This is a genomic window from Pantoea leporis (genome assembly GCF_028048155.1).
Classification (GTDB): Bacteria; Pseudomonadota; Gammaproteobacteria; order Enterobacterales; family Enterobacteriaceae; genus Pantoea; species Pantoea leporis.
On sequence record NZ_JALMEU010000001.1, the window covers coordinates 1,377,365 to 1,390,046 of the forward strand.

Annotated in this window: 11 protein-coding genes; 7 read left to right on the forward strand and 4 right to left on the reverse strand. The window is 56.3% G+C overall.

The genetic code is table 11. The features are described 5' to 3' along the window. Positions 1 to 6 precede the first annotated feature (6 nt). Both adhP and exaC read right to left on the reverse strand, forming a co-directional pair. Entirely contained in the window at positions 7 to 1,041 is a 1,035-nt protein-coding gene (gene adhP / locus MWH02_RS06540) for an alcohol dehydrogenase AdhP (protein WP_192236781.1), read from the reverse strand. A 36-nt stretch (positions 1,042 to 1,077) separates the two neighbouring features. Beyond that, on the reverse strand, positions 1,078 to 2,598 hold the full coding sequence (gene exaC, locus MWH02_RS06545; protein WP_271460110.1) for an acetaldehyde dehydrogenase ExaC: 1,521 nt from the start codon (positions 2,596 to 2,598) through the stop codon (positions 1,078 to 1,080). 275 nt (positions 2,599 to 2,873) lie between these two features. Between exaC and MWH02_RS06550 the strand changes: the two genes are divergently transcribed. Continuing rightward, positions 2,874 to 4,646 carry a sigma-54-dependent Fis family transcriptional regulator gene (locus MWH02_RS06550; RefSeq protein ID WP_192236711.1) on the forward strand — a complete coding sequence of 591 codons (1,773 nt, stop codon included), beginning with the start codon at positions 2,874 to 2,876 and terminating at the stop codon, positions 4,644 to 4,646. On the opposite strand, the gene MWH02_RS06555 is transcribed toward MWH02_RS06550, so the two are convergent. Further along, positions 4,643 to 5,134 carry a YajQ family cyclic di-GMP-binding protein gene (locus MWH02_RS06555; protein WP_101762432.1) on the reverse strand — a complete coding sequence of 164 codons (492 nt, stop codon included), beginning with the start codon at positions 5,132 to 5,134 and terminating at the stop codon, positions 4,643 to 4,645. The two genes, MWH02_RS06550 and MWH02_RS06555, sit on opposite strands and share 4 nt — an antisense overlap. 125 nt (positions 5,135 to 5,259) lie before the next feature. Here MWH02_RS06555 and panE point away from each other — a divergent pair, with 125 nt between their 5' ends. Beyond that, positions 5,260 to 6,180, forward strand: a complete 921-nt coding sequence (gene panE / locus MWH02_RS06560) for a 2-dehydropantoate 2-reductase (protein WP_271460111.1) — start codon at positions 5,260 to 5,262, stop codon at positions 6,178 to 6,180. Then, on the forward strand, positions 6,134 to 6,742 hold the full coding sequence (gene yajL / locus MWH02_RS06565) for a protein deglycase YajL (RefSeq protein ID WP_192236713.1): 609 nt from the start codon (positions 6,134 to 6,136) through the stop codon (positions 6,740 to 6,742). The genes panE and yajL overlap by 47 nt, the downstream gene beginning before the upstream one ends. 114 nt (positions 6,743 to 6,856) lie before the next feature. Here the strand turns inward: yajL and thiI are convergent, their stop codons facing one another. Further along, entirely contained in the window at positions 6,857 to 8,305 is a 1,449-nt protein-coding gene (gene thiI / locus MWH02_RS06570; protein WP_101762435.1) for a tRNA uracil 4-sulfurtransferase ThiI, read from the reverse strand. A gap of 237 nt (positions 8,306 to 8,542) precedes the next feature. Here thiI and xseB point away from each other — a divergent pair, with 237 nt between their 5' ends. From xseB to MWH02_RS06590, 4 genes are all read left to right on the forward strand, one after another. Next, positions 8,543 to 8,785 (forward strand): exodeoxyribonuclease VII small subunit, encoded by a 243-nt coding sequence (xseB, locus tag MWH02_RS06575; protein ID WP_101762436.1) that lies wholly within the window; start codon positions 8,543 to 8,545, stop codon positions 8,783 to 8,785. After that, positions 8,785 to 9,684 (forward strand): (2E,6E)-farnesyl diphosphate synthase, encoded by a 900-nt coding sequence (gene ispA / locus MWH02_RS06580; protein WP_101762437.1) that lies wholly within the window; start codon positions 8,785 to 8,787, stop codon positions 9,682 to 9,684. The genes xseB and ispA overlap by 1 nt, the downstream gene beginning before the upstream one ends. 19 nt (positions 9,685 to 9,703) lie before the next feature. Continuing rightward, positions 9,704 to 11,569 (forward strand): 1-deoxy-D-xylulose-5-phosphate synthase, encoded by a 1,866-nt coding sequence (dxs, locus tag MWH02_RS06585; RefSeq protein WP_101762438.1) that lies wholly within the window; start codon positions 9,704 to 9,706, stop codon positions 11,567 to 11,569. A 91-nt stretch (positions 11,570 to 11,660) separates the two neighbouring features. After that, positions 11,661 to 12,635, forward strand: coding sequence for an aldo/keto reductase (locus MWH02_RS06590; RefSeq protein ID WP_271460112.1), 975 nt, complete (start codon positions 11,661 to 11,663; stop codon positions 12,633 to 12,635). The last annotated feature ends 47 nt before the right edge of the window (positions 12,636 to 12,682 follow it).

Sequence of the window (12,682 nt, forward strand, 5' to 3'; positions counted from 1 at the left end):
TTTTTGTTACAGCGACATATCCACCACGATGCGCCCTTCAATCTTGCCAGCGTGCATCCGCGCGAAGATATCGTTGATGTTAGTCAGCGGTTCTACCGCTACGGTGGCTTTCACCTTGTGACGACCGGCGAAATCCAGCGCTTCCTGCAGATCTTTGCGCGTCCCGACGATGGAACCGCGCACCGTAATGCCGTCCAACACCATATCGAAAATCGACAGATCGAATTTGCCCGGCGGCAATCCGTTCAGCACCATGGTGCCGCCACGACGCAGCGTACCAATCGCCTGTTCGAACGCTTTCGGTGAAACTGCCGTGACCAGCACGCCATGCGCACCGCCAAAACTCTCCTGGAACACCTTGGCCGGATCGACATTTTTCGCGTTCGCCACCACGCTGGCACCGAGACGTTTAGCGAACGCCAGTTTCTCATCATCAATATCCACCGCCGCCACGTTCAGACCCATGGCAACCGCGTACTGCACCGCCATATGCCCTAAACCGCCAATACCGGAAATCACCACCCAATCGCCGGGTTTGGTGTCGGTCATTTTCAGCCCTTTATACACGGTGACGCCGGCACAGAGGATTGGCGCGATTTCGTTGTAATCGACGTTATCCGGAATGATGCCGACATAGTTGGCATCGGCGAGGCAGTATTCCGCGAAGCTGCCATTCACTGAGTAACCGGCATTTTGCTGCGACAGACACAGCGTTTCCCAGCTATCGAGACAGTGTTCGCAGTGACCGCACGCCGAATAGAGCCATGGCACACCGACGCGATCGCCCATTTTCAGGTGCTTAACGCCCTCGCCGAGCGCCACAACCTGGCCCACACCTTCGTGGCCCGGAATAAACGGCGGATTGGGTTTAATCGGCCAGTCGCCTTCGGCCGCGTGAAGATCGGTATGGCACACGCCGGTAGCCGCAATTTTCACTAAAATCTGCCCCGGCCCGACCTGCGGCACCGGCACCTGCTCAATCACTAACGGTTCACCAAAAGCCTTCACAACAGCGGCTTTCATGGTGGTTTTGATTTGCATATTCATCTTTCACTCTCCATTTGAACGGATGCGGACTTAGAACAGGCCCAAAGGCGCGGTGCCATAGCTAACCAGCAGATTTTTGGTTTGTTGATAGGCGCTGAGCGCCATTTTGTGCGTCTCACGGCCTACACCCGACTGCTTGTAACCGCCGAATGCCGCGTGAGCGGGATAGATGTGATAACAGTTGGTCCAGACGCGCCCGGCTTTGATGCCGCGTCCCATGCGATAAGCCAGATTGGTATCGCGCGTCCACACGCCCGCACCAAGACCGAACTGGGTTTCGTTGGCGATGGCGAGCGCTTCTGCCTCATCCTTAAAGGTGGTAACACCAATCACCGGCCCAAAAATCTCCTCCTGGAAACAGCGCATCTGGTTGGTTCCTTTGATTAAGGTCGGCTGAATGTAGAATCCATCATTCAGCTCGGTGGCCATGCTGGCGCGATCGCCACCGGTGAGAATTTGCCCGCCTTCGTCGCGTGCGATGTTGATATACGACAGGATTTTATCGAATTGCTGGCGTGAAGCCTGTGCACCAATCATGGTGTCGCTATCGAGCGGATCGCCGCGACGGATGTTCGCCACCTTGGCCATCACGCGATCCATAAAGGGTTGATAGATCGATTCATGAATCAAGGCGCGCGATGGACAGGTACAGACTTCCCCCTGATTGAAGAAACCGAGTACTAACCCTTCCACCGCCTTCTCAATAAACTCGTCCTCACCATCCATCACATCAGCGAAGTAGATATTCGGCGACTTGCCGCCCAGCTCGACGGTGCAGGGAATGATATTTTCAGCAGCGCAGGCCATAATGTGGCGCCCCACCGGCGTTGAACCGGTAAAGGCGATTTTGGCGATGCGTTTGCTGGTCGCCAGCGCTTCACCCGCTTCACGACCAAAGCCCTGCACCACATTCAACACGCCAGCCGGGAACAGATCGCCAATCACCTCCATCAGCAGAGTAATACCGAGCGGCGTCTGTTCCGCCGGTTTCAGCACGACACAGTTGCCCGCCGCCAGCGCTGGCGCCAGTTTCCACGCCGCCATTAACAGCGGGAAGTTCCACGGAATGATTTGCCCAACCACGCCGAGCGGTTCATGAAAGTGATATGCCACGGTGGTTTCATCGATCTCCGCGGTGCTGCCCTCTTGCGCACGCAGGCAACCGGCGAAGTAACGGAAGTGATCCACCGCCAGCGGAAGATCGGCGTTCAGGGTTTCGCGAATCGGTTTACCGTTATCCCAGCTCTCCGCTACCGCCAGTTTTTCGAGATTGGCCTCAATGCGATCCGCCACCTGCAACAGGATGTTGGCGCGATGCTGCACGCTGGTTTTTCCCCAGGCATCGGCCGCCTGATGCGCCGCATCCAACGCTAAATCGATATCGCGCGCATCCGAACGCGGGAACTGCGCGATATCGCTGCCATCCACTGGCGAGGTGTTAGTGAAGTATTGGCCGCTGAGCGGCTCGACGAATTTGCCCGCAATGTAGTTGCCGTAAATCGCCTGGAATGAAACCAAAGCGCCGGGCGTACCGGGATGTGCATAACGCATCGCAAACTCCTTTATGTAGGGTCAGATATTCTGAAGGCTCAGTCGCCTTCCAGAAAACGTGCTGTCAGAGGAGCTATTGCAGCGGGCGTGCCAGCTTTTTTCATCAGACGATATTTCATTAAAAAACCAATATCATCATTAAGTTAAGAGCCGCCGCACAACATGACCTGGCTATGTTGTGCAGAAAAGTTCACCATCTGTGTTGCGTATCGCAACAGTACAGAAACCGACCCGCTACAATGTCGCAACACTTTCGCTTGGGCATGAGGTCATCAATGCAGGGACATCCATCCGCGTCTGCCGTTAACGCCAATCCGCTATTAAGCGACTCCTGGTTCCGTAGCCAGCTGTATGGCCTCGATCGCACCGCCGATGATTTTCCGCGTGTTCGCCAGGGTGAACTGGCCGATGTACTCGCCAGCAATGCCGGGCTGCAGCAGTTCGCTCAGCCGGTGATCAAACAGCTGGCGCAGAAACTCGCCGAGAAGCAATCGGTGGTGATTCTGTCGGATGCCACCGGTCTGGTGCTCAATACCTTTGGCGATATGCCCTCGCTGGAAAAAGCCCAACGTTATGCGCTGGCGCCGGGTAATTTATGGAGTGAATGCGGGCGTGGCACCAATGCGATTGGCACCGCGCTGGCGATTGATGATGGCTGCGAGATTCAAGGTCATCAGCACTTCCTGACGCTCAATCAAGGTTTGTACTGTGCGGCGATGCCGCTGCAAATGCCCAACGGTCAGATTGCTGGCGTGCTGGATATTTCCGGCCCGGCGCACTTCCCGCATCCGCAGACCTTTAGCTGGGTGAAAGCGGCGGCGAAACAGATCGAATATTTGTGGGTGAAGCAGAGCCTGCACCCGCAGCAATGGTTGATGAGCCTGCATCTGCAGCCGCAGGGTATTGATACCAGCGATGAACTGCTGCTGGTGTTCTCGGATAACGTCCTGACCGCCGCCAATCGTCTGGCGATGCGCGAGCTGGCGCTGAGCGTCGGGCAACTCGGCAGCGTGACCTTTCAACAACTGTTTCCGCAACAGCAGCAGCACGCCAACAGCATTCCCGCTCCGCTCGATTACGCTACGCAGCGCTACTATTTTCGCCTGCGAGCACCGCAGCGCAGCCATTTTGCCACGCCGAGTGAACCCGCCAGCGAGCTGCCTTTCTCGCTGGGCCGCGATGGCGAGAAGATGGTGCGGCTGCTCAATGCCGGCGTTTCACTGTGCATTCACGGCGAAACCGGCAGCGGCAAAGAGTATGTCAGCCGCGCACTGCATCAGCAAAGCCGCTGGCGCGAAGGCAAATTCGTTGCCATTAACTGCGCGGCCATCCCCGAAGCGCTGATTGAATCTGAGCTGTTTGGCTATCAACCCGGCGCGTTCACCGGCGCGAGCAAGAATGGTTACATCGGCAAAATCCGTGAAGCGGATGGCGGCGTGCTGTTCCTTGATGAAATTGGCGATATGCCGCTGGCACTACAAACCCGCTTGCTACGCGTGTTGCAGGAGAAAGAGGTGGCGCCGCTCGGATCCAGCCGCAGCTGGCCGGTGAATTTCGCGGTGATCAGCGCCACGCACCGCGATTTGGCACAGCGCGTGGCCGAAGGCGAATTCCGCGAAGATTTGCTCTATCGCCTGCAGGAATTCTCGATGACCATTCCGCCGCTGCGCGCCTGGCCGGAAGTAGAGGGCTTTATCAGCCGTTTATGGCTGGAGCTGGGCGGCGCGGATCGCGATATTCAGCTCTCACCTGCGCTGTTGACGGCTCTGGCGCAGCTGCCGTGGCCGGGCAACGTGCGGCAATTGCGCAGCTTGTTACGCGTGCTGTTGGCACTGGCGGATGAAGGTGAAGAAGTGACAGAAGTGCATTTACCGGCAGAGTATCAGCGTGCGGCGGTGCAGCCACAGTCCGATCGGCAGAGTCATGATAGGCGGTTGATCAGCGAAACGCTGCAGCGCTTCAATGGTAATATCAGTAAAACGGCGGAAGCCTTAGGCGTCGCGCGCAGCACGCTTTATCGTCGTGCGGCGCGCGACAAACGCGATTAATCGCGGAAGTTTTTGAACTGGAAAGGCTGACCGAGGTTGCCACCGCGCACCAGCGCCATCGCACCTTGCAGGTCGTCGCGTGACTTACCGGTAACGCGCAGTTCTTCACCCTGAATCTGCGTCTGCACTTTCAGCTTGCTGTCTTTAATCAGCTTCACCAGCTTTTTCGCGATATCGCTTTCGATACCTTTCTTCAGCTTGGCTTCCACCGACCAGCTTTTACCGCTGTGCACGATCTCTTCTGGCACTTCAATCGCCGCGCCTTCAATGCCACGCTTCAGCAGCTTTTCGCGCAGAATATCCACCAGCTGCTTGACCTGAAAATCAGATTCGCTGCTGAGTTTGATGGTCTCATTCTTTTCGTTGAGCTCAATGGTTGCACTCACGTTACGGAAATCGAAACGAGTTGAGATCTCGCGGTTCGCATTCTCCACGGCATTTCGCACTTCCGACAATTCGACTTCGGAAACGATATCGAAAGATGGCATCTTTTCTTCTCCTGATACTAAAGTGACATGCATAATACGCGTCTTGTGGCGCTAATAAAACACGATACGCGGAAAGCTATACTTACCCGTAACGTGAAAACAGGAACCCGCCCACGGGAGGCAAAATGAAAATTACCGTGTTGGGGTGTGGCGCCTTAGGTCAAATTTGGCTCGCCGCTCTCGCCCGTCAGGGACATGAGGTGCAGGGCTGGTTACGTGTACCGCAGCCCTATTGCTCAGCCAACGTAGTCGATCCGCAAGGCGAGGTGAGCAATCACACCTTTATTGCCAATGATCCGCTGTTCCTCGCCGAAAGCCAGCTGTTACTGGTGACGCTCAAAGCGCCCCAGGTTTCCCCTGCGGTGAAAAATCTGCAAAGCGTGCTGCCGACGCACGCGCCAATTCTGCTGCTGCATAACGGCATGGGAACGTTGGAAGAGCTGAAAGATTTGCGTCAGCCGCTGTTGCGCGGCATCACCACGCACGCGGCAATGCGCGACGGCACGGTGATTAAGCATATTGCGCACGGCATCACCCATATCGGCCCTGCTAATCGTGAGAGCGCCGCACAGAGCGATATCGCTGATATTCTGCATCAGGCGCTGCCGGATGTGGCCTGGCATGACAACATCGCCGCCGCCAGCTGGCGCAAGCTGGCAATCAACTGCGTGATCAATCCGATGACCGTTGAGCACGATTGCCAGAACGGGGCGCTGCGCGCCTGGCCGGAACAAGTCGCGCTGCTGTGCGAAGAGATCGCCTGGGTGATGGAACGCGAAGGCCAGCACATGGCGGTGGATAATCTGCGCGACATCATTTACGACGTGATCGATAGCACCGCCGTCAATACCTCATCAATGTTGCAGGATGTGCGCGCGCAGCGTCTGACCGAAATTGATTACATCACCGGCTACCTGTTGCGTCGCGCCCGCGCGCAGGGCATTTCACTGCCGGAAAACACCCGTTTGTACGATCTGATTAAACGTAAGGAGTCCCACTATGAGCGCGAACGCATCGGTTCTGGTTTGCCTGGCACATGGAAGTGAAGAGACCGAAGCGGTCACTACTATCGATTTGCTGGTACGCGGCGGTTTAAGCGTCACCACCGCCAGCGTGGAGAGCGATGGCACGCGTGAGATCGTCTGTTCGCGCGGCGTGCGGCTGCTGGCGGATGCGCCTTTGGTTGAGGTGGCGGATAACGACTACGACGCGATTGTGCTGCCCGGCGGTTTGAAAGGCGCGGAGACCTTCCGCGACAGCCCGCTGCTGGTGGAAACCGTGCGCCAGTTCCATCTCTCCAGCAAGATTGTGGCGGCGATTTGTGCCGCGCCCGGCACGGTTTTGGTCGCGCACGATCTGTTTCCGGTCGGCAATATGACCGGTTTTCCCGGCCTGCGTGACACCATTCCCGACAGCAAATGGATGGAGCGCCGCGTGGTGTGGGATCCGCGCGTTAATCTGCTGACCAGCCAGGGACCGGGCACCGCAATGGATTTTGCGTTGAAGCTGATTGATTTGCTGGTGGATAAAGAGACCGCGCGTGAAGTGGCTTCACAGCTGGTGTTGGCAGCAGGGATTTATAATTATCAGGAGTTTGAAGAGCGGTAACGTTGTTACAGCACACTGCACATGATTGTAGCGGCGTGATTAATTGCGCATTTCACTGCAACACTGATGCCGCATGAAATACGCGTGATTCATCGCGCCGCTACGGTTTATCGCTTATGGACGATAAACCTTCACGTTTTTGAAGCCCTGCTCATGCAGATAGAGCGCCTGCAAGCGACTCATCACACCGCGATCGCAATACAGCAGCCAGGTTTTACTCTGGTCCAGGTCGCCAAACTGGGTGCTGAGTTTGTAGAACGCCAGAGTTTTTACTTCAACGCCTTCGACGATCAGCGGATTTGCCTCCTGCTCATCGGCCGAACGGATATCCAGCACCACGTCGTTGCTGATGAAGGAGTCAACGGTTTCAACTTCCACCACTTCTTCTTCCGTCTGCTCGGCGATTTCACGGATATCGACGTTGCTGGCTTCCTGCACCACGCGATGAAGGATCTCGAAGTCGAAGTTCTGCTCTTCCGCTTCGATCTTGCCCTTCACCGCTTTAACGGTTGGGCTTTTCGAAATCACGCCGCAATATTCTGGCATGGTGCGGGCAAAATCTTCGGTGCCGATCTTACGCGCCACATCAATGATATGCTCTTTGTCATGGGAGATCAGCGGACGCAGGATCAGCGTATCGGAGGCGTTATCGATCAAACGCAGGTTGGTCAGCGTCTGGCTGGAAACCTGGCCCAGCGCTTCGCCGGTCACCAGCGCCTGCACGCCGTAACGTTCTGCTACCATCGACGCCGCACGCACCATCATACGCTTCAGCACCACGCCCATTTGGCCGTCGTCCACTTTCTCCAGAATCTCACCGACTACCGGCTCGAAGTTGATCGCTACGAAACGTACGCGGTGTGAGCGACCAAAGCGCTGCCACAGGTAGTGTGCAACCTGGCGCACGCCAATCTCGTGTGCCGCACCGCCAAGGTTGAAGAAGCAGTAATGCACGCGGCAGCCGCGACGCATCAGCATGTAGCTCGACACGCCAGAATCAAAACCGCCGGAAATCAGTGACAGAACATCTTCCTGGGTACCAATCGGGAATCCGCCTAAGCCTTCATAGCGTGCGGTGATCAGCAACAGGCGATCGTCGTCGATCTCCAGATTCACCGTTTCATCCGGACGATTGAGCTGCACGCGCGCGCTGGCGATGTGTTGGTTAAGGCCGCCGCCAACGTAGCGTTCCACGTCCTGCGAGCTGAAGCTGTGCTTGCCGCGACGCTTGACGCGCACGCAGAAGCTTTTGCCTTCCAGACGCTCGCGGTTGAGCACCAGCGTCTGCTCGAAGATGTCGTGCATATCGGTGTAGGCGCGATCTTCCACCGCCAGCACATGGTGAATGCCCGGAATGCGCGTCAGTTCGGTGACAAGGGTTTCGCGCAGCGACTCATTCTTAGAACGCACTTCAATGTGGTCCCAATGGCGCACGACTTTAATCTCTTCATCCACGGTGCGCAGAATATTACGAATGCTACTGGAGAGAATTTTGATAAAGCGCAGACGTACCGACTGACTTTTGATGGTGATTTCTGGAAACAGCTTGACGATAAACTTCATGGCGACAGGGGTTCGTTTGGACAAATAAGTGCTAAAAGCATCGGCACTTAACTGTTAAAATCATATAATTGCGGGTTAATTCAGGAGCCCCCGCATCCGAGGCGCAAAAGTATATCACCTTTGCCGGGTGACTGCTTTAAGCAACCTTCATCACATTCATTATTTTGCTAATTAATCCTCGTCAGCTACCATGACCGATTGCAAGATGATCTCCTAACCTGTGAGTCGACACTGATTATGCCGAAAAAAGCCGAAGCGCCTGCCAGTTTTGAAAGCGCATTAGAGCAGTTGGAACAGATTGTCAGCCGCCTGGAAAGTGGCGAGCTGCCGTTAGAGCAGGCGCTGAACGAATTTGAACGCGGCGTACAATTGGCACGTACCGGTCAGCAAACCCTGCAGCAGGCAGAGCAGCGTGTGCAAATTCTGCTTAGCGATGAGAAAGATGCCGCCCTCGCCCCTTTTACCCCGGAAAATGAGTAATGGATTTTGCTAAACTGCTGAGCGCTTACCATCAACGCGTTAATCAGGCATTGACGCGCTTAATAGATCCACTTCCTTTTCAGAGTTCTCCTCTGGTGAATGCCATGGAGTATGGGGCATTATTAGGCGGTAAGCGTCTGCGTCCCTTTCTGGTGTACGCAACAGGCGAAATGCTAAAGGCCGATGCCGCCAGCCTCGATGTGCCGGCTGCGGCCGTGGAATGCATCCATGCTTATTCCCTGATTCATGACGATCTGCCGGCGATGGACGACGATGCGTTACGCCGCGGGCAGCCAACCTGCCATATTAAATATGGTGAAGACACGGCGATTCTCGCCGGCGATGCTCTGCAAACTTTGGCCTTTTCGATTCTGGCCGATCAGCCGATGCCCGGCGTCAGCGCCGACGCGCGTATTGCGATGATTTCCGAACTGGCGCAGGCCAGCGGCGTGGCAGGCATGTGCGGCGGTCAGGCACTGGATTTGGCGGCGGAAGGCAAAAGCATCGATCTGGCGCAGCTGGAACAGATTCACCGCCATAAAACCGGCGCGTTAATTCGCGCCGCGGTACGTCTTGGCGCATTAGCCGCCGGCGATCGTGGCCGCGCCGCGATGCCGCTACTGGATACCTACGCCAATGCCATCGGACTGGCGTTTCAGGTGCAGGATGACATCCTCGATGTGGTCGGCGATACCGCCGTGTTAGGAAAAACACAGGGCGCGGATCAGGCATTGGGTAAAAGCACCTATCCTTCATTGATGGGGCTGGAAAATGCCCGCAGTAAAGCCTGGGATCTTTATCAAGAGGCGCTCGGCGCGCTCGATATTCTGGCGGCACAGTCTTACAACACACTCGCCTTACAAGCGCTGGCAAGCTTCATAATTGAACGCGATAAATAACTTTCATAATGAGTCTCTGATGAGTTTTGATATTGCAAAATACCCGACACTGGCGTTAGCCAACACGGTTCAGGAATTACGTTTATTACCGAAAGAAAAACTTCCGGAGCTGTGTGACGAACTGCGTCAGTATCTGCTGGATAGCGTGAGCCGATCTTCCGGCCACTTTGCATCGGGTCTGGGCGTCGTCGAGCTAACAGTGGCGCTGCATTATGTTTATAACACCCCCTTTGATCATCTGGTGTGGGACGTGGGACATCAGGCCTATCCGCACAAAATTCTGACCGGACGCCGCGATCGTATCGGCACCATCCGCCAGAAAAATGGCCTGCATCCGTTCCCGTGGCGCGGTGAGAGTGAGTACGACGTGCTGAGCGTAGGTCACTCCTCCACCTCGATCAGCGCCGGGCTCGGCATGGCGGTTGCCGCCGAACGTGAAGGCAAAGGCCGCCGCACCGCCTGTATTATTGGCGATGGCGCGATCACCGCCGGCATGGCGTTTGAAGCCATGAACCACGCCGGTGACATCAAGCCGGATATGCTGGTGATCCTCAACGACAACGAGATGTCGATCTCCGAGAACGTGGGCGCACTCAACAATCGTCTGGCACAGATTCTCTCCGGGAAAACCTATTCACGCCTGCGCGAAGGCGGCAAGCGTGTATTGGGCGGTTTGCCGCCGATTAAAGAGCTGGTGAAGCGCACAGAAGAGCATCTGAAAGGCATGGTGGTGCCGGGTACGCTGTTTGAAGAGCTGGGCTTTAACTACATCGGCCCGGTAGATGGTCACGACGTGCTGACGCTGGTGAGCACGCTGAAGAACATGCGCGATCTGAAAGGTCCGCAGTTCCTGCACATCATGACCAAAAAGGGCAAAGGTTATGCCCCGGCGGAAGAAGATCCGATTACCTGGCATGCGGTACCGAAGTTCGATCCCGCCAGCCTGGCGCTGCCGAAAAGCGTGCCGGGCTTGCCAAGCTACTCGAAGATTTTCGGCAACTGGCTGAGCGAAATGGCGGCTGACGATCCGCGCCTGATGGCGGTCACGCCAGCGATGCGCGAAGGTTCAGGCATGGTGAGCTACTCACGCGACTATCCGCAGCAATATTTTGATGTGGCGATTGCCGAGCAGCACGCGGTAACGTTCGCGGCGGGTATGGCGATTGGTGGTTACAAACCGGTTGTGGCGATCTACTCGACCTTCCTGCAGCGCGCCTACGATCAGCTGATCCACGATGTCGCCATCCAGAAATTGCCGGTGCTGTTTGCTATCGATCGCGGCGGTATTGTCGGCGCGGATGGTCAAACTCATCAGGGCGCATTTGATATCGCGTTCTTACGCTGCGTGCCAGAGATGGTGATCATGACGCCAAGCGATGAAAACGAATGTCGTCTGATGCTTTACACCGGATATCACTATCAGGATGGCCCAAGTGCGGTGCGTTACCCGCGCGGTACCGGCACCGGCGCAACGCTGGAACCGCTGGCTAGCTTGCCGCTGGGCAAAGGTATTGTGAAGCGTCGCGGCGAAAAGCTGGCGATCCTTAACTTCGGTACTTTGCTGCCAGAAGCCGCTGCCGCTGCGGAAGCGCTGAATGCCACGCTGGTGGATATGCGTTTTGTGAAGCCACTCGATGAAGCACTGATTGCCGAGCTGGCGGCCAGCCACGATTCGCTGGTTACGCTGGAAGAAGGCGCCATCAAAGGCGGCGCCGGCAGCGGTGTCAACGAATACGTGATGGCAAAACGCCTGCGCGTGCCAGTGCTCAACCTCGGCCTGCCGGATGAGTTCATCCCGCAAGGTACGCAGGAAGAAGTACGTCAGGATTATCAGCTGGATGCCGCCGGTATTCAGCAGCAAATCACTGACTGGCTCGCCCAGTAATCTACCCTACTCGCTCACCGCCCGGTGAGCGAGCCTGCTGCTATGCTTAGGGAACGATTTCCCTCAAGCATAAGAGCAGGAGCCCAAATAGATGAAAACCATTCCCCTAGGCCAAACCGACTTACAGGTTTCACGTCTCTGTTTAGGCTGCATGACTTACGGCGATCCCACGCGCGGCAATCACGCGTGGACGCTGCCTGAAGAGAGCAGCCGACCGTTGATCAAGCAGGCGCTGGAAGCCGGCATCAACTTCTTCGATACCGCTAACAGCTATTCCGATGGCAGCAGCGAAGAGATCGTGGGCCGGGCGCTGAAAGATTTTGCCCGCCGCGATCAGGTTGTGGTCGCCACCAAGGTCTATTTCCCGCTGAGTAATCTGTCACAAGGCTTGTCGCGCCAGAATATCCTGCAATCGATTGATGACAGCCTGACGCGCCTTGGTATGGAGTATGTCGATCTGCTGCAGATTCACCGCTGGGATTACGCCACGCCGATTGAAGAGACGCTGGAAGCGCTGCATGAAGTGGTGAAATCCGGCAAGGCGCGTTACATCGGCGCATCATCAATGCACGCATCGCAGTTTGCTAAGGCGCTGGATCTGCAAAAGCAAAATAACTGGGCGCGCTTTGTCAGCATGCAGGATCAGTACAACCTGATTCAGCGTGAGGAAGAGAATGACATGCATCCGCTGTGTCAGCGCGAAGGGATCGCGGTGCTGCCGTGGAGCCCGCTGGCGCGCGGTAAACTCACGCGTCCATGGGGCGAAACCACCGCACGTTCGGTATCAGATAATGTGATGGAGAAGCTGTATACCGGCACCGAAGAGAACGATGCGGCAATTGCCGAGCGTCTGGCTAATGTAGCCGCCGATAAAGGCGTGACGCGCGCGCAGGTGGCGCTGGCGTGGCTATTACATAAACCGGCGGTCACCGCGCCGATCATTGGCGCTTCGCGCGAGCAACAGTTCGCCGAGTTGGTGAAAGCGGTGGATGTTGAGTTGAGTGAGAATGAGATTGCCGAGCTGGAAACGGTATATCAACCGCATCCGCTGGTAGGGTTTGAGTAAGGTAGACCATTCCCCTCACCCCAGCCCTCTCCCGCAAGCGGGCGAGG